Genomic DNA, 25,068 nt, shown 5'->3' on the forward strand with positions numbered 1-25,068 from the left:
TGCGGTCCGCTCATGGGGGTGGGTGAGGAGGGTCGGCCGGAAAGGCGGGGACGGACGGGGAGCCGTTGGCCCCCCGTCAGGGCTTCCGGCCGGCCGGCTTCGTGCTGGGCTTGTTCGCGGGCTTGGCCGGCGGCTTGGCGGCGCCGGTGGCGGGCGGCGTGGCGGCGCCGGTGGCGGGCGGAGTGGTCGTCCCGGCCGACGGCGTGCCCTGCCCCGGGGACGGGGAGGCGCTCGGCTCGCCGCCGTCGCCGCTCCCGCCCGCCGGATCGAGGACCGCTCCCCGTACGTCCTTGATGAACCAGCCCTGGGCGGTGTTCACGACGGTCACCCGGTACGAACGCTTCACCTGCGGCGCGGTGGCCTCACCGGTGGCGCCTTCGTCCCCGGCCTCGCCCCAGACGACCGTCACTCGCACGCGCACGGACTGTCCGTACTTGTACGTGATCGTGTCGCCGTCCTCCGTACCGGCCGGGGCCAGCGCCTCGACCGTCTCGACCTGGGGCGCGGAGAGCGCGCCCGCGAGGCCGGAGGTGGCGGCGGCGGTGGCGTCGGGGGTCGTGAAGCGGGACATCGCGGTGGAGTCGGAGGCGCCCCAAGCCGTGAAGTAGCCCGGCATCACCTGCGCCTTGAGCTGGTCCGAGAGCGTGTCGTCGACGATCTCGTCGTCCCGGTCCACCTCGGGAGCGGTGCCGCGGCCGGGCAGCGGCATCTCGCCGATGTCGCCGACGACCCGCAGCCCCGACCCGGCGGCCGGATTCGCCACGAACACGGGGACGGAGACGGTGGTGATCCGCCCGGTCGACAGGGTGACCTGAACGCCCAGGTACCGGCCGTTCTTTCCGTACTCGGGAAGCTCTTCGACGCTGCCGTCCCAGGTGGCGGCCGTGACGCTCTGCTCGCCCTGGCCGTTCCAGCCGCAGTCGCGGTCCACGCCGGACGTCGCGTAACGGGCCAGCTCCTCGCGGCGCCGGTCGGCCGTCTTCGGGTCGTACGCGAGACAGAGCGTCGCGTACTTCTCGGCGAACGTGCCCGCTGCCTGGGTCGGGTACTCGGTGAGCCGGTACCGCTGTACGTCCTTGGTGTCGAGGGAGGCGGTCGGCGCGGAGGAGGAGCTGCCGATCGCGAGCCCGACAACGCCGCACGAACCGAGGGCGAAGACGCAGGTCGTGATGAGGAGCGTGGCTCGCAGGGCGACGTGGGTTCCACGGCCGGTCGCGGGCAGGCGGCCGCCGGGACGGGGTATGTCGAACGCGGCACCCGCGGAGGAGGGTGAAGCGGATCCGGTGGGCGCGGGCGCCTGACCGGATACGCCGCCGGGGGCGGGGGCGACGGACGCGGTGGTACCGACCTGCGCGGAGGCCGCGACGGGCGCGGGCGCCGGGGTTCCACCGCGCTTACGGCTCTCCCGTTCCGCCTTCTTCGCCTCGTACGCGGCCTTCCGCTCGGCCCTGGCCTGCTCGCGGCGGTCCTTCTTGTCCTGCTTCGCACCGTCCGAGGAGGAGTTCCGGCGCGGCGGGAGCGCCGGGACGGCGGCTTCCGCGGGCGGTACGGCGGCCTGCGGGGCGCGTCGCGTCCACGCGGCGGCGACCTGGGCGCGCGCGGCCTCGGACGCCATCGGCTGCTGGGGCGCCGCGGGGGCCGGAGCAGCCTGCGTGTGGGCCGCCGGGTAGCCGTACGGCGCCGGGGCCTGGGGCGGCATCTGCTGGGCCTGCTGAGGCGGTTGGGCCTGATGCGGCTGCTGGGGCTGCTGCGCCTGGTGCGGCTGCTGCCCGGCGGCCATGTGCGGCGACCCGAACTGGCCCGGCTGCGCGGGCGGTTGGTTTCCGCCGGCACCACCGGCGGGACTGCTGTGGTCCGTCATCGGCTCGGTCTCCCCCCGCGTGTGATCCCCTGATCCCCGGCCGGCCGGATTCGGACGCGGCGGGCCCTGGTGAGGCCAGGTGCGGAGGGCAGTGTGGCAAACGGACCGGACGGGAACACCGCCATTTCCTCGTCGAGGAAAGAGCGAGGAAAGCCGAGGAGGAGCGAGGAAAGCGGACGTGTCACGTGACCGACTCCCCGGGGCCCCGTTCCCGACGGCTCGGCACAATGCGGGGGTTGTGCCCGCGCGCCGGGCGCGCCGTACCGTCCCCGACCCTGCCAAGGACGAGAGTTGAGCGACCAGACACCCGCAGCACCGGCCGATCCCGCCGTCGCCGCCGCGCCCACCCCGCCCGTACCCACGTACAACGCCCAGCACGCCTGGATCGACGGCTACGAACCCGGCAACCCCTGGCAGTCGCGCCTCTGCTTCCAGACCGAGTTCGGCACCGTCGCGTACCCCCTCACCCCGAACACGATGCCCGACCTCCTCGAGGGCCTCGTACTGGTGGCCCAGGAGCAGCAGGGCATCACGGGCGACCTCGCCCCGGACGCCCCCGCGACGCCCGACTCGCCCCAGACCACCGGCTCAGGCCTGCACGAAGGCCGCGCCGCCCGGCTGACGGGCTGGGCCGTGGTCCACGAGCTCTGGGAACGCGAGGATCCGAAGATCCGCCTCATCATGGGCGCGGTCGTGGTGGTTCTCCTGCTCCTCGGGATCTTCATCGCCTGACCGGGATCCGGTCGGGCAGGTGCATCGAATGTGTGGGGAAAAGCCCGGACCAGCCCCTGTGTCCGCGGGTGCTGAGTTCCCGGATCCGGGACCGATCGCCATCTGTTCACCGAAAGACGGGCACACGGCCCACACCTCCCGTCCGTCCCCCGCCCGCTCCCCGCTTTCCTGCGCCTTTCCCCGCCTTTCCCGGCGAGGAAAACAACTGATCGACCGGCCGCCTCTCCCCCTACCGTGTCCCGGCAACCTGACTGAGGGAGGCCCGGGACGGTGGAGTCACCTGCCGACAACAAGCGAACTGCGGCACTCGCCCTGGCGATTCTGGGGCTCCTGATGGTCGGCGCCCTTGTCGTGCTGACCGTCTTCGACGGGGACGACGAGTCCTCGGACGCCGGGGAGTCGGCCGTCACGAGCGCGCCCACGGAGGGGAGCACCGGGGCATCCGGATCCTCCGACGGCAAGCCCTCGGGCGGCGATGCCTCCGCGGTCGATCCCATCCTTGCCGAGGCCGAGGCCGTCGCCGCGCACAAGCGGATGACCGACTACATGGTCGGCATCAACACCTACACCCACACCGACAAGAACGCCGCCTGGGCCGCGCCGCTGCTCGCGCTGACCACCCAGGACCGGCAGTTGAGGCAGGACACGGCCCTGCCCACCGGCAAGGCGTGGGCGACCTGCGTGGCCGCCAAGTGCGCTTCGCGCGGTACGGCCACCGTGGTCCGCGACGCGATGGTCGCCAACGATCTCGTACGTGGCAGCGGGCGTTCCGTCTCCAGCCTTGTCGAGGTGACGGCCGTCCGGAGCGAGAACGGCAAGGAGACCGGTAAGGAGACCAACTCCTGGCTCGTGACGGTCCGCGACAGTGGTGGCGGCGCGTGGCAGGTGTCCTCGGTCTCCCTCTTCGGCCTCGGCAACGTGGGCGCGTCCGACCAGGCGGGAGGGTAGGCACCGATGGTGGCTCCTGCCGTTCTCGCGGCCGCTGCCAAGGCCGCCAAGGTCGCCAAGGCGGCGAAAGCCGCCAAGGACGTCGCACAGTCCGCACGCGGAGGCGGCGGCGGACAGGACCCCGGCGGTGGGAAGAAGAGCAACCTCAAGCTGTGGCTGCTCCTCGGCGGCGGCGGGCTGCTGCCGATCGGCGGCATCGGCTTCGTCATCCTCGTCATGATCGGCGGCCTGATGGGCGCCATGGGCGGCGGTGCCGCGGCCTCGACCTGCGGTGACTACGGCGACAACACCCAGGCCGGCAACACGGGTGACGCGGCGGCCACTTCGCCGATCATGCCCGCGGGCAAGATGTACATGCCGAGCGAGACGGCCCGGAACGAGATACCCCCGAAGATGATCCTCGCCGCCATGCGCGCGGCTGCCCGCTACGACGGGCTCGACTGGACGCTCATCGCCGGACAGATGTACCAGGAGACCAAGTACGGGCAGGACCCGTCGGCGGCGCCCGGCGGCAAGAACAGCGCCGGGTACATGGGCATCCTCCAGTTCGGCACGCCGGCCTGGACCGACTACGGCGACGACGGCAACGGCGACGGCAAGGAGGACCTGTACAACATCGACGACGCCGCCTTCGCCGCCGCCAACTTCCTGCACGCGATGAAGGCGGAGACCAACGCCTGGAACGCGCTGATGCGGTACTCGGGCTCCCGCCCCAGCAACACCATCTACATGCGCGTCGTCCTCACGCAGGCCGCCCGCTACCGGGGCAACCTCACCGGCGAGAAGGACCTGATCCAGGACTGGTACGCGCACCTGAAGGCCACCGTCGACAAGAACCCCGCCTTCCCCACGCTCGGACAGCAGTCCGACATCCCGGAGCCTGTCGGTAACAACGCCGACCCGAACACGGCGCTGAACATCGCGAGTTCTCCGGCCCGTTCCTGGTCCACGCCCCCGCTGGCGGGCGGCGGAACGACCACGCAGGCCATGGCCGCCTCCTACCGGCTCGAGGACGCCCAGGGCACGTCCGGCATGGTGCCGCTCTCCCTCGCCGCCCTGCCCCTTGAGCCCGGCGCGCCCTCGTCCGGCAAGGACTGGCAGTGGCCGCTGAAGGAGGGGACGTACAAGGTCGGCACGAAATACCGTAAGAGCGGCAGCATGTGGAGTCTCGGCTACCACACCGGCCTCGACCTGGAAGCCCGCGTCGGCACGGCCATCTACGCCCCCGCCGACGGCAAGATCGTGAAGACCGGCAGCGGTGGCGCGTACGGCAACGAGACCCTCATCGAGCACGCGAACGGTGTCATCACCCAGTACGCCCACCAGTCCCGGTTCGACGTCAAGGCAGGCGCCCAGGTCAAGCGCGGCGACCAGATCGGCGCCGTCGGCATGACCGGCAACACCAGCGGACCGCACCTGCACTGGGAGGTCCGCGTCCCCGGCGTCGACAACCCGTTCGTCGGCGGCCAGGACAACGGCCCCGGCATGGTCGACCCCGAGGCCTGGCTGGACGGCAAGATCTCCGCCAGCCCCGACTACGGCAGCGTGCCGGGCGGCGACGGCAGCGGGAAGGACGCCGAGTTCGCCGAGTGCGCCAAGGGCAGCGGCGGAACCCCGGTCGCCCCTGACGGCGCCGGAGTGACGGGCGTCATGCCCGACTCCGACGACCCGGTGGTCCGCGCGGCACTCGGCTGGGCGCAGCGGGGCATCGGCCTGCCGTACGTGTGGGGCGCGCCGCGCCTCCAGGGCGACAGCCCCGTGTCATTCGACTGCTCCAGCTTCACGCAGTGGGCGTACTACCAGGCGAGTGGCGGCAAGATCAACATCGGGGCGACGACGTACGTCCAGGAGGACAAGCTCGCCGCGTCCGAGGTCGACCTGTCGAAGTCGCAGCCGGGCGACCTGATCTTCTTCCGCCCGGGCCGCAACGGCTCGGAGCACGTCGGGATCATCTGGGACCCGAAGACGAAGAAGATCCTGCACGCCCCGCGCAAGGACAAGAACGTCGAGTTCAGCACCTGGGACGTCCAAGGACAGATCACCGGCGTGTTCCGGGTGCCGATCCCGGCCGGCACCAACCCGGCCGAGGCGGGCGGCCACGAAGATGCATGACGTGAGGAAGGTCTGGAAGAAAAATGGCCGCTGAGCAGAAGAAGAAGCCGCGCGCCGAGGACGACTGGACGTACGAGATAGTCGGTCTCGTCGCCGTCGTCCTGGTCGTGCTGTGCGGCGCCTGGGGCGCCGCCCACCTCGGCGCGTCCTTCGACGACTCGCCCGCCCCGCCGGGCAACCCGTTCTCGTTCGCGGTCGCCCTCGCGAAGGGTGACTACGAGTGGCCGGGCAGCGCGGCGAGCGCCATCGCCGCCGGCGAGGCACTGCTGCTCGGCATCCTCGTCCTGTGGGGCTACCGGCTGCGACAGCGCTCGAAGAGGAAGCCGGACGTCGACACGGCCGCCCAGCACCTGGCGAAGGGCGAGCAGCTCGGCAAGCTGACGATGAAGGGCGCGGCGGCCATCGCCGAGCGCCTGGGCGTGACGAGCCGGGTCCCGGGCGTCTTCATCGGTCGTTCGGTGAAGGGGAAGCAGCCGCTCTTCGGCTCCTTCGAGGACATGCACGTCGACATCTGGGGTCCGCGTACCGGTAAGACCACGCGGCGCGCAATTCCGGCGATCCTCGACGGCCCGGGCGCGGTGCTGGTCACCTCCAACAAGCGGGACATCGTGGACGCCACGCGCGGTCCGCGCCAGGCCCTCGGCCCGGTCTGGGTGTTCGACCCGCAGCAGGTGGCGACGGAGCCGCCGGCGTGGTGGTGGAACCCGCTGTCGTACGTCACGGACGTGGCCAAGGCCCGCAAGCTCGCGGACCACTTCGCGTCCGGCTCACGCGACCCGAACGCCTCCACCGACGCGTACTTCGACCCGGCCGGCCAGGACCTCCTGGCCAACCTGCTCCTGGCGGCGGCCACCGGGAACGCCCCGATCACCCAGGTCTACACCTGGCTGTCGAACCCCAAGGACGACACCCCGGAGCGCATCCTGCGCGGCGCCGGCATCACCATGCCGGCCGACGCGCTTAACGGCGTGATCACCGCACCCGACAAGCAGCGCAGCGGTATCTACGGTGTGGCCCAGCAGATGGCGTCGTGCCTGATCAACCCCGAGATCAACAAGTGGGTCACACCGAACGGCCCGGAGGACACGCGCCCGCAGTTCAACCCGCACGAGTTCGTCCGTACCCCGGGCACGCTCTACTCCCTCTCCCGCGAAGGCACCGACTCGGCGGGTCCGCTGGTCACGGCCCTGACGGTGGCGACGGTCGAGGCCGCCGAGGAGTACGCCACGACCCAGCGCGGCGGCCGGCTCCCCCTGCCTCTGGTCGGCGTCCTGGACGAGGCGGCGAACGTCTGCCGCTGGCGGGCCCTGCCCGACCTGTACTCGCACTACGGCTCGCGCGGCATCATCCTCATGACGATCCTTCAGTCCTGGGCCCAGGGCGTCGAGGTGTGGGGCGACCGCGGCATGGAGAAGCTGTGGTCGGCCGCCAACGTCCGCGTGTACGGCGGCGGTGTCTCGGACACCCGCTTCCTGGGCGACCTGTCGGACCTGGCGGGCGAATACGAGCTGCGCGAGTACTCCACGACCCGTGAATCGGAGCACGGCCACTGGTCGGGCAACCGCACGGTCAACGAGTCGGTCCGCCGCGAACGGGTCCTCCACGTCTCGGACCTGGGCTCGATGCCCCCCGGCCGCGCCCTGGTCCTGGCTTCGGGCACGAAGCCGGTCCTGGTGGAGACGATCCCGTGGTGGGAGGGCCCGTACGCCCCGTCGGTCCAGGCGTCCCTGGCGAAGTACGACCCGGGCGCGAGGCGCTGAGGCTTGTTACGCGAGAGCGGCGGGGCCGATGGCCTCGCCGCTCTGTGGTTACTGGGGGGCCTGCGGGGGGCTGACCTCGTCGATGTCGGCGAGGATGGCCCGAGCGTTCCTGACATTCATTTCGAGCAGGTCGCGGGCGAACTTGCCCGGGTCGCGTCGGTAACGAGCCGTGCCCGCCTCAGAGGTGAAGGCATCGGCAGGGACCGCGTCCTGGCCCGAGGGAATGAACTTGAGTACTTCTTCGTACGCCGCGACGCAGTAGGCGGCCGCATCACGCAGGTCACGGTGCTCGGACTCGGGTGTGTTGAGGAGTCGGAGTCCGGTGGACTCCGCAATCCGAAAGGCGACCTCGAGGAATTCCCCCGGGTCGATGATCTGCGAGGGTTGGGAACCACCGAACGCAGGCGGGGGCGGCGGAATTTCCTCCGCCATGCGGAAATCGAACCGACGGGTCCTACCGCACTGACGGCACGCACCCTCGTACACCGCCACCATGTCCTCGCCGTGCTGCTCCAGCCAGTGCCGACGATCGAAGTCTCTGGAACCGCATGTACAGGGGTGCAGGTCCATGTACAGGTGTGCTTCGAACGAGGAGCGCGCTGTCAACATGCCATGATCTTAGGGTCTGTTCGATGAATGCGACGAGAAGAGCACGGGGGAGCATCACATGAACAGTCCGGCTGATCCCCGCATGCAGGCGGACGTGCTCGCGTCGGCGGCCGCATCGGCCACCGGCGCGGATTTGCGCGCCCAGCAGGCAGCACTGACAGCAGCAGCCCACAGCGAATTGAACGGCGTCGCGCGGTCCGTGATGGGAGAGCGGTTCGGGTCGATCCGAACGGGGCGAACCAAAGAGGACAACCGCGAGTTCGTCGTGCTCACCGACTCGCAGGGCAAAAAGGCGACCCTCTGGCTGGACGCCATCCCCCTGCCGGCCGGGATGATCGCCAATTCGGTGACGAACACGACGACGAACCAGTACATAGTTCATGTTTCGGACCGGCTGCCTCGCGAGTATCTGACCCGAGTCCTCGCCCATGAGGTAGGGGAACTCATCGCCGTACGTGATCGGTCCGCCCAGGGACTGGCGCCAGTACGCGAGAGCCTCCTGGAGCAAGGGTCCGACATTCGCGATCGGCACGAGCTGTCGAGCCAGGACCGCGGTCGTATCGGTGAACTGAACTGGCTCGCCGACCGTGCTACAGCCGCGGACCACCCCGAGCACCAACGGATCCAGGCACGAGCCGAGCTGTCCGCCCTCCTCGATCACTCAGGGCTCCGCCCGGTTGTGGCCATGGCCGATAAGGAAGCGTTTGCCGCCCAGGACAGGGCTGCCCGGCGGCGCTTCTTCCTGTCGAACCCGTCCCTCTCGAACGACGCTCAGCGCCTGATCGGCCAACTCGCCCGCCCCATCGAGCAGCTCGACCCCTCCGACGCCTCCGCCCTCCAGGCCTCACGGGAGGCCGCACTCGTCGCCCAGCGGCAGGTCGAGGCGTTCATCGGGCGTCGTGAAGTGACCATGCCCATGCCGGGCTACGCCCAGAACGGGCTGCCCTACCCCCGCGACGCGCTGAAGGACGCCGCACCCCAGTGGGCCGAATATCGCGCCCAGGTCAGTGACCACACCGTGGAGAACCTCCAGCAGGAGGGGACGGACAACGGACTCCCCCGGCGTCAGGTGGTGATCGGCGGCGGCGCGAGTCTCGCCGGCCGGAATCCGGACGCCCTGCTCGTGGACGCCGTGGGCCGTTGGCACCTCGACCCGGGCGACGGCATCGTCCAGTCGGCCGATCAGGACCGGGACCTCCAGCAGTGGATGGGCGTCGATCCCTACCAGGCGGTGTCGAAGCCCGGGGAACGGGTATCCATCGACGCCGTGCGTCTCTGGGAGGACCAACTGGCCACCCAGGGACCGGTGGTGAACGGACAGGCGCACCTGAGGCTCGGGCGGGACGGGCTGGAGGCGGAGGTCCAGCCGTTCGACAGGGACGGCAACCCGAGCGGTGCGGCTCTGCGCGTGGCGTGCGAGGGCATACCCAGCGTGGCGACCGGCCTGCCGCCGGAGGTGGTCCCTGGAATCGTGCGTGACAGGGACGGGGAGCCCGGCGTGGAGAGCCGGAGCGAGGCCGTGCGGCTGATCGGCGAGCGACTCCAGGACCTGGAAGGGCAGGGAGTAGCCGGAACGGCGGAGCTGCGCGAGTGGCTGACCGACGCCGAGAAGAGCGGAAAGAACGCAGCGGCGGTTCGCGCCAAACTGGAGGAAGAACCCTCTCTCGTCGAAGCGCTCAGAGCGGGCCTCGACGGCAAGGCCCTCGGACGCATCGAGGGCTGCTTCACCACGCTCGAAGCGACCGAGAAGTGGGAGTCCGCGCGCGAGGCGGCGCCGGGGCGGGCGCTGATGGGCGACGAGGTCGCGGAGAACCGCTTCAACCCGGGAGACGCCAAGCACTGGATCGTCGCCGGTTCGGGCGGCACCGGCGTCGCCAACGCGGAGATCATCCTGAAGAACGACCCGAACGCGAGGGTGACCATCATCGGTGGTGAACCGCCCGCCGCCCTGAAACACCAGGTGCAGTTCCCGGAGATGCGTGAGCAGTTCGAGAAGTCGGGTCGCCTGACCTTCGTCCAGGCGGGGCTCGGCGCGATCGAGACGTTCGAGGACGAGAACGGGCAGGCGTCGTTCCGCGTCCCCTACACGGAGGGTGACCCGCCCCAACGGAAGGTGCTGGAAGGCGACGGCTACGTCGCCAGCCTCGGCCGCACCAACCCCCTCCCGTCCGCCGTCCAGACGCTGGCGAACGAAGTGCGGGCCCAGGGCGGGGAGATCAGCGGCGACCTGCTGTTCGACAAGGACGACCAGTACATCGGCTACGGACTCACCGTCCGTACGAAGGGCGGCCAGGAGCACCGCGTCGACGTCGACGGGGCGGCCTCGTGGCAGCTTCCGCGCGAGGTGTTCCCCCCGGAGTCGGGTGTCCAGGCGGAGCTCAACGCCATGGGCCTTCGCGGACTGCCCTCCGAGACCGGCAACGCCGCACCCGGCTTCTCCCCCATCGCCCGGCAGAGCGCGCTCAAGGCGCGCGCCGTGGCGGCCGAGCGGGCCGGTGACGAGAACGCCGTACAGCGAAGGGCCGACATCCCGGAGCGCTGGCAGCGACCGGGACCGGCCGTCGAGACGGAGGGACCCGGCAGCGGCCCCGGCCCCAGCCCGTCCGCGCCGGTCCAAGAGCAGCAGGTCGACGTGTCCAGGCAACCGGTCGACGTACCCAAGCAGCAGGTCGACGTACCCAAGCAGCCGGTCGACGCACCCGGACAGCCGACACCCCAGCAGCCCGCACCGCGTGCCCCCCGGCCGGCACCGGGCCGTGGTGCGCCCGACTCGCACCTGTGGCAGCTGGGTGTGCCCCAATCCCGCCCGGCCCGGGCGACCGGCCCCGCCCAGCCGCAGCGGCCCCCACCGGACCTTCAGCGCCCCGGCCCGGATCTCGGCATGAGCGACTGAGAGCGGCACCAGTGGGCCGGGCCGCACCGGCGGCCCGACCCACTCGGGCTGCGCGCCGCCGGCGTGCTCTCGCCTCGACCCAGCCGCTCAGCAAGCGGGTTGGGATCACAGCGCGGTGAAGGCCATGATCAGGACGTCGCGGTACCCCGGCTCCCGGTCATCCTCGGGGCGCACCGCCGTGACCGCGTGAAGGGTGCGGCGGTCGTCACCGAGCAGGATGTCGCCGGACTCGGAGAGCGTCGTGGTGACGAGGAGTTCGCCGTCTTCCGTGTAGACGGTGCTCTCCCCACCGGTCACGTTGCTGCGACCGATCATCAGCGACGTGATGAAGGTGACGCCGTCCTTGTGCCGGCCCTCCGGAGTCGGCTCACCGGCCTGATCCTTCGTGGCGACGGTGCGGATGGGGGTCACCTTGATGTTCCACCGCTTGGTGCCGTCGACTCCGCTGAAGATCTCGGCCACGCTCATCAGCACTCTGCGCAGGACGGGGCCACCCACGAACGCCTCGGTGAGCGGTTCGTAGAACCGGTCCACGCCACCGTGCAGCTTGTTGACGTCTGCCTCCTGGCGGTACGGGCCGTGCGGAAGCTGGGCGAGGTCGCCGGACTCCATGTCGAGCTCGAACTGGCCGTACCTGCGGTAGCGGTAGGTACCGCCGTCCGCCATGTAGGGGTCGCGCTGGAGAACCTCCCAGTTCTCGGAGAAACGTGCCCAGTCGTCACGCGAGATGCCCGTAAGCGACGAGAAGTCGTCGTGCCGGACAAGATGGGTACCGGATTCGGACAAGTCCGACGTCGCGGAAAGTGCGACGTCGCCGGCCGTCTCTACAGTGATCATCGTTACTCTCCCCAGTCCTCTTCGACCTCGGGCGCGAGCGCGAGCACAACGGGGCTCAGCGCCACGATCTCCAGCTCGATTCGACAGCCCGCGCACTCCAGAATCTCGTTGAGTCGCACCGAATCGCCGATCCGCACCGACTCCTCGCACTCCGGGCAGGCGTGTGCAATGGCCGTGGTCATGAGATGTGCTCCTTCCGATCGGTCAGCCTTGGTCCCCGCATCAGCAGAGGCGGCCAGATTTTTGTAGCGACCGGAGATATCCACCGGTTCGCACAACCCTTTTCTGACGGAGGACATCGGAATGCCCTTCAGGAGGGCATCGGAGTTCCCTTCAAGTGACCCACCTGGTCGAGGCGCCGTCTTGGGCCAAAATCTAGCCCGGCCCGTCACGTCATTCGTCCGCGTCGCAATTACCCTGAGCGTGCGGATCGCTGACCGGCTCACGTGTCGGGTAATCATGCCGACGATTCCGGCCGACGCTGTCATGGCCGGAGCGCGAAGGCGCGCAGCGGTTCAGTCGTTGCCGTGGTTGTCGCCGAGCTCGGCGACGATACCGGTCGGCTCCTCGGCGGCCGGGGCGTGCAGCTGGACCGTCGCCGACGCCTCGGCGGCGTAGGAGACGGTGAAGCAGCCCGGCAGCGCACTGAGAACGAGTACCGAGGCGGCGGACAGAGCGAAATGGCGCATGAGCTGACTCCTTCGTAGAAGCCGATCAGGGCTCACCGTGCGGTCTCCGGCACGTTCATGAGAGAGAACAGGTCGTCCGCAGCCGAGCGGTGCTGCCGCGCCAGCTCCAACTGCCCCCGGGTCTCGGCGGTGCGCGCGAGGTCCCACAGCGCGCACGCCTCGTCGTAGCGCAACTCCATGCGGCAGGCGATCTCGTGGGCCAGCAGCTGCTGGGCCCGCGCGAGCTCCAGCTCCCCCTGCGCGTACCGGACCCGCCCCACCGTGAGGTGCACGCTGGCGCGGTGGATGTCGTCGGTCCTGCTGCCGGCCGTGGTGAGCGCGTGGTCGGCGCTGAGCGCCGCCTCCTCCAGCTCCCCCATGCGCGTCAGCACGTCGGCCCTGCGGGCGAGTACGAGAGGCAGCACCGAGGGCATGCTGATCCGCTCACATCGTTCCAGCGCCGCGTCGGCCCGGGCGAGGGCCTCCTCCAGGCGGCCCAGACCCTCCATCGCCTGGGAGAGATTGCTCAGCGCGTCCACGGACAGCTGGATCTCCTGGATCGAGTCGAAGATGGACAGCGCCTGCTCCGCCGACTCCGCCGCCTCGTCGAAACGCCCCAGGCGCACCTGTATCAGGCTCAGCATGCTGAGCGACGAGCCGCCGAGCCGGGTGAGCCCGAGCTCCTTGGCACGCCGGCTGACCTCCTGGTTCAGCTGCAGCGCGCGTTCCAACTCCCCCATGCTGTTGTACGCCTGTCCCAGCCGGGCCTGGCACGCAGCCTCGCTGTGCTCGTCCGCCATCTGCCGGGACAGTTCCACGGCCTCCTCCAGCCGGGCGATCGCATCGCTCAACTGTCCGAGGCGCCACTTGCCCATGGCGAGATTCGTCAGGTTCAGCCGGGTCAGGGACAGGTCCCCGAGTTGTCTCGCCGCGCTCACCCCCTTCTCCAGGGCCGCGTTCGCGCTGGCGTCGTAGGCGCGGACGCTGGAGTGGAAGCCCAGCTCGCGCGGCAGCCGTGCGGCGTGCCACAGCAGGCCCTCGTCATACGCGGCGTCCACCGCCGCCAGCATGCCGTCGCGGTGCTGGTCGAGCCACTGCAGCGCCTTGTCCTTGTGGTCGAACTCCGCGCGGGCCCGACCCGCTTCGCCACTCTCGCCCACCCTGCGCCGACCGGGAAACAGCGTGTTGCCCGCGCGCTCCGCCATGTGCACGTAGTGATCGAGCAGCCGGTGCACCGCCTGCCCGACCTCCCACGCCTGCTCGCCCTGCGCGACCCGTTGGACGAAGCTGCGCACCAGGTCGTGCAGGGCGTACACCCCCGACTCCCTGGCCTCCAACAGCCTGACGTCGACGAGTTCTTCCAGTACGCCCTCGGCCGTCAGGACATCGGTGTCCAGCAGTGCCGCGGCTTCCTCGGTGTCCAGATAGCGTCCGGGGTGGTGTCCCAGCAGCAGGAAAGCCGTGCGCTGGTCATCGGGCATGGACTGGTACGACAGCAGCAGTGCGCTGGCGACCCCCCTGCCCTCACTGGTGAGTTCGTCCAGACGCCGGTTGTGGTCCCGCAGCCTTTCGACGAGTCGCCGAATGGTCCAGTGCGGACGGTTCGCCAGCCGGGCCGCGGCGATCCTGACCGCCAACGGCAGTGCTCCGCACAGCTGCAGCAGCTCACGGGCCGCGTCCGGCTCGTTCTGGACCCGTTCGCTCCCCAGCGTGCTCAGCAGGATCTGGTGGCTGTCCGACTCCGACAGAGCGCCCACGGAGAGCCACTCGGCCCCGTCGAGACCGGTCAGCCGAGGACGGCTGGTGACCAGGACCAGACTGTCGGACGAGGCGGGGATCAGCCCCCGCACCTGCTCGGATGCGGCGGCGTTGTCCAGGAGCAGCAGCATGCGCCGCCCCCGAATGTACGACTGCCACCGCGCGGCACGTCCCGCCGGTACCGTGGGGATCTCGTCGCTGGGAACGCCGGCGGCGGCGAGCAGGTCTCCTTGGGCGTCGAACGCGCTGAGCGGTGTCTTGCCCGGCGTGAAGCCGTGCAGGTCGATGAAGAGGCTGCCGTCCGGATAGTGCTCGGCCAGTTGATGGGCGGCGCGGACGGCCAGCGCCGTCTTGCCGCTGCCGCCCATGCCGTCGAGAGCCAGGACCGTCGGCACGCGCTTCAGGGCACGCTTGACCGCATCGCAGACCCACTGCAGCTCGGCGCTGCGGCCCGAGAAGTCGCGTACGTCGAAGGGGAGCGCGTACGGGGCCTCGGTCGGTTCGGTCGAGGCGGGCGACGGGGGGCGTTCCGGGCGGGTGAGCGACCGGTCCTGGCGCAGGATGCGTTCGTGCAGCTCGGTGAGCTCGATGCCCGGATCGATGCCGAGCTCGTCCGCGAGGTGCTTTCGGGCACGAGCGAACTCGGCGAGTGCGGCAGCCTGGTGGCCCGAGCGATAGAGGGCGAGCATCAGCCGGCTGCGCAGCGTCTCGCGCAGCGGGTGCTCCTCGACGAGGGCACGCAGCTCGCCCGTGATCCCGGCGGCCTCGCCCGCGGCCATGCACAGATCGTAGAGCTGCTCGGCTGCGGTGAGTCGCCGCTCCTCCAGGGCCGCCGAGGCGGCGTCGATCACCGGACCGCCGTCACCGGACAGCACCGGTCCCCGCCACAGGGCCAAGGCCTCACGAAACCGTGCGACGGCCCGCTCCGGCTCCCCCGCCTCCAGCGCCCCTCTGGCCTGGCCCAACAGCTCTTTATGGCGCAGCAGGTCGAGCTGCTCGGTGTCGACGACCGCGCGATATCCGGGCCCGTCCGTGACGATGATGTCCGGGCCGCGCGGAATGCGACTGCGCAGCTTGGCCACCACCTTGCGCACCTGGTGCTCGGCGCTGTCCGGAGGTTCTTCATTCCATCCGGCCGCCACCAGACGGGAGACGGGCACGACGCGCCCGGCCTCCAGCAGCAACATCACCAGAACGCGCCGCTGCAGAGCCCCGCTGACCGGCACCGGCTCATCACCGCTGCGGATTTCCAGAGATCCCAGCACGGCAAACTCCGGCCAGCGACTCATTTCGTCCTGATTACGCCTCGACGTCGCAGCCTGCACCCCTTAGCCTCCCCCCGGACGGAATACCAGCCACGAGAGAGTAGATCATCTCGTGCAGCGCATCACCAGGTATTGCAGCAGGGCTTCTTGACCGAGGCGTTCTCGCACAGGTAGTGCAGGCGTCGGCGACAGACTAGGCCTGGGCCGGGGGGCGCAGGCGCAGGCCGTGCATGCCGTTGTCCACGGCGAGTACGGTGCCCACCGTCGCGGTCGACAGGGGGCTGGCCAGGTAGGCGATGGCGCCCGCGATCTCGTCGGCCGTCACCAGGCGTCCGGTCGGCTGGAAGGCGTCGAGGGCGGCCCGGGCGGCACCGGGGTCGGGCGTGTCCTGGAGCGAGCGGCCGATCCACGGGGTGTCGGCGGAGCCGGGGGCGACGCAGTTGACCCGGATGCCCTCGCGGACGTGGTCCGCCGCCATGGCCAGGGTCAGTGCCTGGACCGCGCCCTTGCTCGCCGAGTAGAGCGCCCGCTGCTGCACTCCGGCCCAGGCCACGATCGAGCAGGTGTTGACGATCGCCCCGGCGGGCGATCGCCGCAGGTGCGGCACGGCGTGCCGGGCGACCCTGACCATCCCGATCACGTTGATGTCCAGGACCCGTGCCCACTCCTCGTCGCTGTTCCCCGTCACGTCCCCGACCGCGCCGATGCCGGCGTTGTTCACCACGACGTCCAGCCTGCCGAATCGCTCGACCACAGCGTCCACAGCGGCCTTGACCTGGGCGTCGTTGCTGACGTCGGCCTCGACACCCATGAGGTCGTCCGGGAGCCCGTCCGGCTTGAGATCGAGTACGGCAACCGAGGCTCCCCGGCTGTTCAGCAGTTTCGCCGTGGCCAGACCGATTCCTGACGCACCGCCGGTGACGATCGCGACCAGTCCCGTGAAGTCACTCACTGGTTCTCTCCTGTGTATTTCGAGGTATGTGGTGATCAGAGAAAAGGAACCAACGTCGGGCGTCGGCCCGTCGGGCGAACCCGCTCACTCAAGGTCGCGAGAGCTGTGAGTGGCTGCTTCGCGTCCACACAGTTCGTGGAGCGCAGCACGAGCGATCGTGTCGTTCTGTCGGAAGAACTCGTCATTGCTCCGCGGGGACGGGAAACGGCCGGATGCCAGCACACTTCCCGAGAACAGGATTCCTGCCCCGAAGCGACTCTTGTGGGGGGTTCCGTCGGCACGCTTCAGGCGATTGGCATCGTCGGTATCGATGAGACGCGCGGTATCGATGAGACCAGCGGGATACCGGTCGCTGCCGTCGGGGGCCGATCGGATCTCTTCCCTGATCTCATCGCGTTCGATGAGCTTGCACAGCAACGGGTCGTTCACGCGAAGCATCGTCCGCTCCGGGAGCCGGGCCTCGATGAGGGATCGCGCTGTGATCGATTCGTTTACGTTGCCCGACCGCGCGTGGAAGAGCCCCTCGTGGGCGGTCACCGTCATCTCCGAGCCAAGGAATCTGACGATACCGGCACGGGTCAGGGCGAGTAGCTCCTCCAGCCGCGGTCCAGGCGGTCCGCTCGTGAGAAATCGGCAGAGATCGAGGAACGCGGGCAGATCGTGCTCCCATGACGCGGGAGAGAGCCTTTTTTCGTTGACGAGTCCGGCCAGCCTGTAGAAGGCAGAGCTCAGACCGTGCAACATCGCCAGGCTCGCGCTGTGACGAGGATCGCGCCCGCGTCGAACTCCTGCAGCGATATGACTGATCATCCAGTTCTGCAGGGCATCCAGGTCGGGGAAGTGGAGACCGGCCAGCGGATGGGCTGTTTCGTCCAGATCGATCCGGTCCTCGTCGAACCGCACTGCCTGATCGACCAGTTCCTTGAGTGCCGGCCCGTCCCAATCGAGGGTATCGAGGCGGTGAATGAACTCACGAGCGTCGATGTCCAGGCGTTCTTGGTGCGATTCGGCGAGCTCGCGATAGCCCGCGTGGGTGACTTCGCGGGCGATCAACGGCCAGATGTCCATGGCGAAGTCCAGGGGGCGGTCGCCGAGGGCGGCCACAGCCTCCGCGCTGAGGTGGCCCGACGGTTCCGGGGATCCGGACAGGCTGTAGTGCATCTTCGACCAGTACGGTACGCCGCGCCGCGAGCCCACGAAGAGGACGGGTTCATGACCGGATGGCTTGTAGTGCAGCTCGCCGGCGTCGTCACGATGGAATGTGCCGCCGCGTCCGGAGGTGAGCAGCACGGCGGTGTCGATGAAACACAATCCAAGCCCACGTACGATCACCGGTTCGCCGGCGGGTATCCGGTCGAAGCAATGATCGATGGTCGATCCCGAGGGCAGATAACACAGGTCATGGGCGGCCGCGTATTCCGTCAGCCGCACCTCTTCCGCATTCGGCGCGATGTCGACGTTGCCCTGGGCGAACAGTACGATGTCGGCGTCCACCGGGGGAAGGTCGTCCGCCATGACGACGCGTTGCCGGCCGAGAGGAAGGTCGTGCACATCGACGGCCCGGCCCACGTGTGAATGGACCTGCACCTGGGGCATGCCGTTCTTCGCCGACTGCCAGAACACCCACGACAGATAGTCGCTCTGCGTCTGACGAGTGGTGAACCAGCTGTCCTGCATCCTCCCTGCCTCGGCCGACGTCGAGGGGGCGAGCCGGAATCCCGGGGGCGACGACAGGCTGCCCGTGGCAAGCTTCTGGGCCCATTCGCCGAGCGTGGGACCGGAGACGACGGGGCCTTCGCATTCGACGGTCTCGTCGGTGAACATCGTGCATTCGTCGGTCGTGGTGTTCATCCACAGCAGCGGTGACTGCTGGGAACGCCAGATGCGACCGCCCCCTGGCGGATAGGGATCGATGACGTGGACGGCGATCGTCCGGTCCGGCGCACACTCGGCAGCGTTGGCGATGAGACGTTCGAGAAGTGACGTGCCACGTGGGCCGGCACCAATGATTGCCACGGTCAGTGTCCTGGTCATATTCCGCTCCTACGCCGGTCCGGCTGCCGTTCATGGGGACCGACCGACAAGATCTTTAGTGCAGAACCACTGCTGAAACGCGAGACTAAATACGCATTCGGGCTCTGCGCATCCGCGTCAAGTTCATGTGCAAGGACGTATCGCGCTGACTTTCCATGCGCGTGTACACGTTTCGCTTAGGCGCGCGATGCATGCCATCCAAGGGCGGCCGGGAGCCGGAGTCGACGGACGTCGACTCCGGCTCCCGGCGGCATCACCGCGGCGTCGGGGCAGGCGGCGTCAGCCCGGCACGCCCGTCAACTGCGTACCGGACCGCTGCGCCGGAACGACGGGCGCGGAGTCGGGGTCGGCCGCGAGCATCATGAGCTGGGCGAAGGTCGGGTTCGACCCGGCGGGGTCACCGCCGGCCTGGCGCCACCGGCGGTACTTGGCGGCGTAGCTGATGACGGTCTCCTTGCCCTTGCGCGAGCGGGGGGTGGTGAACGCGCCGGCCCACAGACCGTCCCAGGCGGCGTACCCGGGGTCCTGGAGCATGACCCGGTGGGCCCGGCCCAGGTTCCAGTGCGGGATGCCGGTGTTCAGGTGGTGGACCAGGTGGTACCGGTCGTTGTGGCGGCTGATCAGGAACCGCTCCAGGAAGCGGCCGTGGCGGTTGCGGGTGAGCAGCACCGGCTGCTGCTCGCTCTCCGGCATCGGGTAGTGCTCGGCCAGCTCGGCGAGCCAGCCGATGGCCGCGTTGGTGGTGAACAGCGGGACGAACCAGAACAGGGCCAGCTCCGGCAGCCACCCGAACCAGGCGCAGATCCCGACGACGGCCGCCCACTGGGCGAGCACGACGACGCGCTCCACCCGGAGCGACACCGGTACGGAGACCGTGACCTGGGAGGCGTCGAAGAAGAGCCGTTCACGGGCCACGTACCGGATGTAGCTGAAGGCGCGCAGCCCGAGGGCCGAGAGCACGAGGTGCTTGTAGAAGAAGTACCGGTCGGAGCGCTCGGTGTCGTACAGACCGCACTCGATGTGGAAGCTGTAGTCGGGGTCGTTCTCGGCGTCACCCAGGTTGCGGTGGTGGTTGCCGACGTGCGAGCTGCGGTAGGGGCCGAGCAGGTGCCACACCAGGTACCCGGAGAGCACCGTGCCGCCGATCAGGTTCAGCGTCCGGTTCCGGGCGAGCACCTTGTGGGACGACTCGTGCAGGAAATGGGCGAGGAAGCGCTGGGTGGAGCCGATGACGACCAGGGCCACCGGATAGAACCAGTACGAGCCCGCGACGCAGAGAGCTACGGATGCGGCGATCAGTGCGTACTCGAAGAGGATTGCCAGCGGGCCGTGGTAGTTGTCGAGCCGACAGAGCTCCCGGAGTTCCTTTCTGACTTCGGGTGCCAGTCGGTCGAAGTTCAGTTGCTCTATTGCGGACATGCCCGTCCTTCGGTCTGTACGCACTGTGCAATGCGTTCTTTCGGATGGAGGGAGACGCCGGACGGCGCCGTCCGACGGACGCTATACGCGCCATGTCTCCGGGCACGTCTGCCGCAGGTTTATCCACGGGGGATCAAGGCATTTACCGGACCGCCGACGACTAGTCATCTCGCTTATCCGGTACGGCCTCCTGCTGTGCCAGCATTGGCGCCCGCGTGTCATCAGACACCCCTTCTTGAAAGCCTCCGGAGGTCCGCGACATGAAATCCGTGCTCATCCTTTCCTGGATAGCCATCGGCAACGTGCCCGCTGCGGTCGAGGAGCTCCGGTCCCGCGATCTGCGGCCGGTGCTGGTCTCGAACCTGCCGGACGACCCCAACGCCGGCCTCTGCGACGACCACCTCGTGTTCGACTGGGACGGCGAGGAGCTCTCGGCCCTCACGGCCCGGATCGACGAGCGCGGCATCGTGCCGATCGCCGTCGTCAGCATGATCGAGAAGCTGATCGAGTGGAACATCGCGCTCACCACGCACTACGACCTTCCGGGCGACGGCACCGGCCGCGCCGTGCTGGCGAGCAAGAACCTGGTCCGGGAGCACATGCGGGCCCTGGGCCTGTCCGGGATCAGGTTCACCGACGACCCGGCGACCGTGGACTTCTTCCCCGCCATCGTCAAGCCCGCGCGGGAGTCCTCGGCCTCGTACCTGGTGAAGCGGGTGGACGACCGGGCGGAGCTGCTCGCCCACCTGAAGCACCTGGAGGAGTCCGGGGCGGGCGGCGTGGAGCTGATCGCCGAGGAGTTCCTGCCGGGCACCGAGTTCTCCGTCGACGGCCCCGTGCTGAACGGCCGCTTCCACCCGCTCCTCGCGGTCGAGAAGCCCGACCACGACGACGTCCGGCACCATGACGCCGGTCTCGAATTCCACCCGCCCCAGCAGGACCACGTGCGCGAAGGCGTGCGCGTCCTGTGCGAGGCGATCGACAAGCTGTGCGCGGACCGCGGCCTCGACCAGCTCTGGCTGCACTTCGAGGGCCGGAGCTCGGAGGACGGCCGGACCGAGCTCATCGAGATCAACGTCCGGGCCGGCGGCGGAGAGATCCCCCGGTCGATCCAGGAGCTCTACGGCATCGACGTGTTCGCGGTGATCGTCTCCATGGCGCTGGGCGAGTACGCGCCGCAGGAGCTGCCGGCGCTGCGCGAGCGGCCGTTCATCGGCTGGATGGACGTGGAGGCCGAGGAGATCGGCACGGTGGAGGTCACCACCACCGAGGCCGAGCTGCTCGCCCTGCCCGGCGTCCTCCACGTGCGGCTGGCCGACGGGTTCCGGGTCACCCGCCTGGACATGGAGAACTTCTTCCTCACCTTCTCGATGACCGGCGACTCCGTGGACCAGCTGCGCGAGCACGCGGCGCGGGTCCTCGACACCGTCGAGTACCGCGTCAGGCCCTGACCCGCTCCCCCGGGAAACGCCTGAAGCCCGGTCCACCACCCGCGGGGTGTGGTGGACCGGGCTTCGTGCTGCCCGCTCAGCTCTCCACCGCGACCATGCCCGCCGTCAGCGTGGCTCCGTCGGCCTCGTCGACCAGCAGGAACGAACCGGTGCGCCGGTGGTCGGCGTAGTCGTCGAGCGGCAGCGGCGAGGCCGTGCGCAGCGTGACGCGGCCGATGTCGTTGGCCCGCAGGGCCCCCGGGCCCGGCAGCCGGCGGAGCGTCTCCAGGTCGAGGACCGAGTCGAGCGAGCGGACCACGGCCTTGACGACGGCGGTGCCGTGGCGCAGCAGGACACGGTCTCCGGCGCGAAGCGGCCGGTCGGCGATGTGGCAGACGGTCGCCGTCACCTCCTGGGTCACCCGCGGGGCCTGGTCGACGGCGGCGATGAGGTCGCCGCGCGCGACGTCCACGTCGTCCACCAGGCGGATCGTCACCGACTCCTCGGCGCGGGCCCCGTCGACGTCGCGCTCGCCGAGCCGGTCGATCCCGGCGATCGACGTCCGCCTGCCCGAGGGCAGCACGACCACGTCGTCGCCCGGACGGAAGACCCCCGAGGTGATCTGGCCCGCGTAGCCGCGATAGTCGCGGAACTCGGCGCTCTGCGGGCGCAGCACGTACTGCACCGGCAGTCGCGCCGGGGAGGCCGAGGCGTCGCGGTCGGCGTCGACCGTCTCCAGGTGTTCGAGCAGGGTCGGGCCGGTGTGCCAGTCCATCCGCCCGGACGGCTGCACGACGTTGTCCCCGCGCAGGGCACTGATCGGGATCGCCGTCATGGCGGCGATGCCGAGCGCCCGGCCGTACTCCGTGAACTCGTCCGCGATCCGGGCGAAGCGGTCCTCGGCGTAGCCGACGAGGTCCATCTTGTTCACGGCCAGGACGACGTGCGGCACGTTCAGCAGCGCGGCGACGGCGGCGTGCCGGCGGGTCTGCTCGACCACGCCGTGGCGCGCGTCGACCAGCACGACGGCGACCTGCGCGGTCGACGCGCCGGTGACCATGTTCCGGGTGTACTGCACGTGTCCCGGCGTGTCGGCCAGGATGAAGCGGCGCCGGGGCGTCGCGAAGTAGCGGTAGGCGACGTCGATCGTGATGCCCTGCTCCCGTTCGGCGCGCAGCCCGTCGGTCAGCAGTGCGAGGTCCGCGGTCTCCAGTCCGCGCTCGCGGGAGACCCGCTCGACGGCGTCGAGCTGGTCGGCGAAGACCTGTTTGGTGTCGTGCAGCAGTCGGCCGACGAGCGTCGACTTGCCGTCGTCGACCGAGCCGGCCGTGGCGAGTCGGAGCAGTGAGCCCGGCCGTGTGGCATCCGTGTTCCCGGCCGCGAGCGGCACCGTAGGCATGCTCATCTAGAAATACCCCTCGCGCTTGCGGTCTTCCATGGCCGCCTCGGACAGTCTGTCGTCGGCTCGGGTCGCGCCGCGCTCGGTCAGCGTCGAGGCGGCGATCTCCGCGATGATCTCCTGCACCGTCACGGCTTCGGATTCGACGGCACCGGTGCAGGACATGTCGCCGACGGTGCGGTAGCGCACCCGGCGGGTCCGGACGGTCTCGCCCTGCGCGGGGCCGCCCCAGGCGCCGGGGGTGAGCCACATGCCGCCGCGCCGGAAGACCTCGCGCTCGTGGGCGAAGTAGATCGAGGGCAGGTCGATCCGCTCGCGCTCGATGTACTGCCACACGTCCAGTTCGGTGAAGTTGCTCAGCGGGAAGACCCGCACGTGCTCGCCGGGGCTGTGCCGGCCGTTGTACAGCGACCACAGCTCCGGGCGCTGGCGCCGCGGGTCCCACTGCCCGAACTCGTCGCGCAGCGAGAAGACCCGTTCCTTGGCCCGGGCCTTCTCCTCGTCGCGCCGTCCGCCGCCGAACAGGGCGTCGAAGCGGTGCGTGGTCACGGCGTCGAGCAGCGGCACGGTCTGCAGCGGATTGCGGGTGCCGTCCGGGCGTTCGCGCAGCCGCCCGTCGTCGATGTAGTCCTGGACCCGTGCCACGTCCAGCCGGACGCCGGCCCGGGCGGCGGCGCGGTCGCGGAACTCCAGCACCTCGGGGAAGTTGTGCCCGGTATCCACGTGCAGCAGGCCGAAGGGCACCCTCGCGGGCCAGAAGGCCTTGGCCGCGATGTGCAGCATGACGATCGAGTCCTTGCCCCCGGAGAAGAGCAGGACCGGTCGCTCGAACTGGGCCGCGGCCTCGCGGAAGATGTGCACCGCCTCGGCCTCGAGGGCGTCGAGGTGGTCCGGCGGCGCCGGGCGCGGCGGGCGCAGCGCGCCGGCGGTGTCGACAACAGTCATGTCAGTCTCCTTCGTCACAGTCCCCGTGCAGCGAGCAGCGCACGCACCTGCCGGACCGACTCGTCGATCGTGTTGTGTTGCGTGTGGATGCGCAGATCGGGGTCGACCGGCGCTTCGTAGGGGTCGTCCGCGCCGGTGAGACCGCTGATCTCGCCCGCCGCCTGTCTGGCGTAGAGGCCCTTGACGTCCCGGGCGGCGCAGTTCTCCACCGGGGTCGCCACGTGCACCTCCAGGTAGCCGACGCCGCGCGCGGCGTGCTGGTCCCGCACCGCGGCGCGGGACTCCGCGTACGGGGCGATGACCGGTGTCAGCACGGTGACGCCGTGCTCGGCGAGGAGCCTGGCCAGGAACCCGATGCGCCGCACGCTGGTGTCCCGGTCGGCCTTCGAGAATCCGAGGTCGGGGGAGAGGGCGGCGCGCACCTCGTCACCGTCGAGGACCTGGACCCGGTGTCCTTCGGCCGACAGCCGCTCGGCGAGACCGACCGCGATGGTCGACTTGCCCGCGCTCGGCAGTCCGGTCAGCCAGACCGTGCCGCCCCGCCATCCGGCCGGCCTGTCGTCGGCTTCGCTCATGCCCGGACCTCCTCCTTGCGTGGACCGCCCCGCACCGCGCCGGCGTCGGCGAGGTGCACGGTGGTGCCGGCCCCGGCGAGCGCCCGGCTGACGGGATCCGGGGTGCGTCCGTCCGCGATGCGTACGGTGGGGACCCCGCCCGCCAGCGCCTCGCGGGCGGCGATGAGCTTGAGCGCCATGCCGCCGGTCGCCGACGGGTCGGGCGCGCCGCTGGGGGCGATCCCGATGCCGTCGCGCACGCTGGTGGGGTCGGCGGGATCGGCGAGCACCCCGGGTGCGCCGGTGAGCAGCAGCAGCTGGTCGGCGCCGAGGGCGGCGGCCAGTGCGGCGGCGGCCCGGTCGGCGTCGACGTTGACGGGCTGGTCGTGCTCGTCGATGGCCGGAGGCGAGACCACCGGTACGAAGCCGTCCCGCAGCAGGTTCCTGGGGAGTTCGGGGCGCACGGTGGCGATCCGGCCGCTGTGGTTGTCGCGGACCAGGACGGTGCGGCCGTCGACGACGGCGCGGACGGCGGCCTTCCGGCGGGCCCGCAGCATGCCGCCGTCCATGCCGGTGAGGCCGACGGCGGGCACGCGGTGGCGGGAGAGTTCCGCCACCAGCCGGGGCTTGACCGCACCGGCCAGGGCGAGGACGACCACGTCGAGGGTGTCCGGGTCGGTGTAGCGGGTGGAGACGCCGTCCGGTGCGACCAGGGTGCGTTGCGGGACGTCGAGCCGGCCGGACAGCCGGGCGATCTCGCCGGAGCCGCCGTGGACGAGCAGGATGGAGTGGCCCTCGTGGACCAGGCGGGCGATGTCGGCGCAGATGCCTGCGGCGTCGACGGCGGGGTTGCCGCCGCACTTGACGACGGTCAAGGGTTGGGTGATCACGC

General features: G+C 70.1%; 19 protein-coding genes. 6 read left to right on the top strand and 13 right to left on the bottom strand.

Annotated features, from left to right (window positions below):
* Positions 1-76: 76 nt before the first annotated feature.
* Positions 77-1,861: a conjugal transfer protein gene (locus tag ACZ3OF_RS10700; protein WP_467304047.1), complete on the bottom strand. Its 1,785-nt coding sequence runs from the start codon at positions 1,859-1,861 to the stop codon at positions 77-79.
* A gap of 291 nt (positions 1,862-2,152) precedes the next feature.
* On the opposite strand from ACZ3OF_RS10700, the gene ACZ3OF_RS10705 reads away from it, so the two are divergent.
* The 4 genes from ACZ3OF_RS10705 to ACZ3OF_RS10720 all read left to right on the top strand — a co-directional run bounded on the left by ACZ3OF_RS10705 (position 2,153) and on the right by ACZ3OF_RS10720 (position 7,413).
* Complete coding sequence (locus ACZ3OF_RS10705; RefSeq protein ID WP_361668333.1) at positions 2,153-2,593, top strand: hypothetical protein; 441 nt, start codon at positions 2,153-2,155, stop codon at positions 2,591-2,593.
* A gap of 270 nt (positions 2,594-2,863) precedes the next feature.
* A complete protein-coding gene (locus tag ACZ3OF_RS10710; protein WP_361668330.1) occupies positions 2,864-3,541 on the top strand; it encodes a hypothetical protein in 678 nt (225 codons plus the stop codon).
* Between the two features lie 6 nt (positions 3,542-3,547).
* Positions 3,548-5,653 (top strand): peptidoglycan DD-metalloendopeptidase family protein, encoded by a 2,106-nt coding sequence (locus tag ACZ3OF_RS10715; RefSeq protein ID WP_361668328.1) that lies wholly within the window; start codon positions 3,548-3,550, stop codon positions 5,651-5,653.
* A 23-nt stretch (positions 5,654-5,676) separates the two neighbouring features.
* Positions 5,677-7,413, top strand: a complete 1,737-nt coding sequence (locus ACZ3OF_RS10720; RefSeq protein WP_467304048.1) for a type IV secretory system conjugative DNA transfer family protein — start codon at positions 5,677-5,679, stop codon at positions 7,411-7,413.
* Positions 7,414-7,461: 48 nt separating this feature from the next.
* On the opposite strand, the gene ACZ3OF_RS10725 is transcribed toward ACZ3OF_RS10720, so the two are convergent.
* Positions 7,462-8,022 carry a hypothetical protein gene (locus ACZ3OF_RS10725; protein WP_467304050.1) on the bottom strand — a complete coding sequence of 187 codons (561 nt, stop codon included), beginning with the start codon at positions 8,020-8,022 and terminating at the stop codon, positions 7,462-7,464.
* A gap of 58 nt (positions 8,023-8,080) precedes the next feature.
* Between ACZ3OF_RS10725 and ACZ3OF_RS10730 the strand changes: the two genes are divergently transcribed.
* A complete protein-coding gene (locus tag ACZ3OF_RS10730) occupies positions 8,081-10,915 on the top strand; it encodes a hypothetical protein (RefSeq protein WP_467304052.1) in 2,835 nt (944 codons plus the stop codon).
* Between the two features lie 105 nt (positions 10,916-11,020).
* Here the strand turns inward: ACZ3OF_RS10730 and ACZ3OF_RS10735 are convergent, their stop codons facing one another.
* From ACZ3OF_RS10735 to ACZ3OF_RS10765, 7 genes are all read right to left on the bottom strand, one after another.
* The gene (locus tag ACZ3OF_RS10735; protein WP_361668317.1) at positions 11,021-11,752 is read right to left on the bottom strand and encodes a 2OG-Fe dioxygenase family protein; all 732 of its coding nucleotides are present in this window, start codon (positions 11,750-11,752) and stop codon (positions 11,021-11,023) included.
* 2 nt (positions 11,753-11,754) lie between these two features.
* Positions 11,755-11,934 carry a lysine biosynthesis protein LysW gene (locus ACZ3OF_RS10740; protein WP_361668314.1) on the bottom strand — a complete coding sequence of 60 codons (180 nt, stop codon included), beginning with the start codon at positions 11,932-11,934 and terminating at the stop codon, positions 11,755-11,757.
* Between the two features lie 333 nt (positions 11,935-12,267).
* Positions 12,268-12,441, bottom strand: coding sequence for a hypothetical protein (locus tag ACZ3OF_RS10745; RefSeq protein WP_361668312.1), 174 nt, complete (start codon positions 12,439-12,441; stop codon positions 12,268-12,270).
* A gap of 32 nt (positions 12,442-12,473) precedes the next feature.
* Positions 12,474-15,443, bottom strand: a complete 2,970-nt coding sequence (locus tag ACZ3OF_RS10750) for an AfsR/SARP family transcriptional regulator (RefSeq protein ID WP_361668309.1) — start codon at positions 15,441-15,443, stop codon at positions 12,474-12,476.
* A 193-nt stretch (positions 15,444-15,636) separates the two neighbouring features.
* Positions 15,637-16,395, bottom strand: coding sequence for an SDR family NAD(P)-dependent oxidoreductase (locus ACZ3OF_RS10755; RefSeq protein ID WP_361668306.1), 759 nt, complete (start codon positions 16,393-16,395; stop codon positions 15,637-15,639).
* 84 nt (positions 16,396-16,479) lie between these two features.
* Entirely contained in the window at positions 16,480-18,429 is a 1,950-nt protein-coding gene (locus ACZ3OF_RS10760) for an FAD/NAD(P)-binding protein (protein WP_467304057.1), read from the bottom strand.
* Positions 18,430-18,708: 279 nt separating this feature from the next.
* Positions 18,709-19,848, bottom strand: coding sequence for a fatty acid desaturase family protein (locus ACZ3OF_RS10765; protein ID WP_361668301.1), 1,140 nt, complete (start codon positions 19,846-19,848; stop codon positions 18,709-18,711).
* A 260-nt stretch (positions 19,849-20,108) separates the two neighbouring features.
* Here ACZ3OF_RS10765 and ACZ3OF_RS10770 point away from each other — a divergent pair, with 260 nt between their 5' ends.
* Positions 20,109-21,299, top strand: coding sequence for an ATP-grasp domain-containing protein (locus tag ACZ3OF_RS10770; RefSeq protein WP_467304060.1), 1,191 nt, complete (start codon positions 20,109-20,111; stop codon positions 21,297-21,299).
* A gap of 76 nt (positions 21,300-21,375) precedes the next feature.
* Here ACZ3OF_RS10770 and ACZ3OF_RS10775 read toward each other — a convergent pair whose 3' ends face one another.
* From ACZ3OF_RS10775 to ACZ3OF_RS10790, 4 genes are read right to left on the bottom strand one after another with little or no spacing between them, the layout of a single operon-like run.
* Positions 21,376-22,683 (bottom strand): sulfate adenylyltransferase subunit 1, encoded by a 1,308-nt coding sequence (locus tag ACZ3OF_RS10775; RefSeq protein WP_361668297.1) that lies wholly within the window; start codon positions 22,681-22,683, stop codon positions 21,376-21,378.
* On the bottom strand, positions 22,684-23,622 hold the full coding sequence (gene cysD, locus ACZ3OF_RS10780; RefSeq protein ID WP_361668295.1) for a sulfate adenylyltransferase subunit CysD: 939 nt from the start codon (positions 23,620-23,622) through the stop codon (positions 22,684-22,686).
* A gap of 14 nt (positions 23,623-23,636) precedes the next feature.
* The gene (cysC, locus tag ACZ3OF_RS10785) at positions 23,637-24,197 is read right to left on the bottom strand and encodes an adenylyl-sulfate kinase (protein WP_467304063.1); all 561 of its coding nucleotides are present in this window, start codon (positions 24,195-24,197) and stop codon (positions 23,637-23,639) included.
* Positions 24,194-25,066 (bottom strand): [LysW]-aminoadipate kinase, encoded by an 873-nt coding sequence (locus tag ACZ3OF_RS10790; protein ID WP_467304065.1) that lies wholly within the window; start codon positions 25,064-25,066, stop codon positions 24,194-24,196. The genes cysC and ACZ3OF_RS10790 overlap by 4 nt, the downstream gene beginning before the upstream one ends.
* Between the last annotated feature and the right edge of the window lie 2 nt (positions 25,067-25,068).

It is taken from the genome of Streptomyces sp. NPDC022552 (assembly GCF_055561875.1).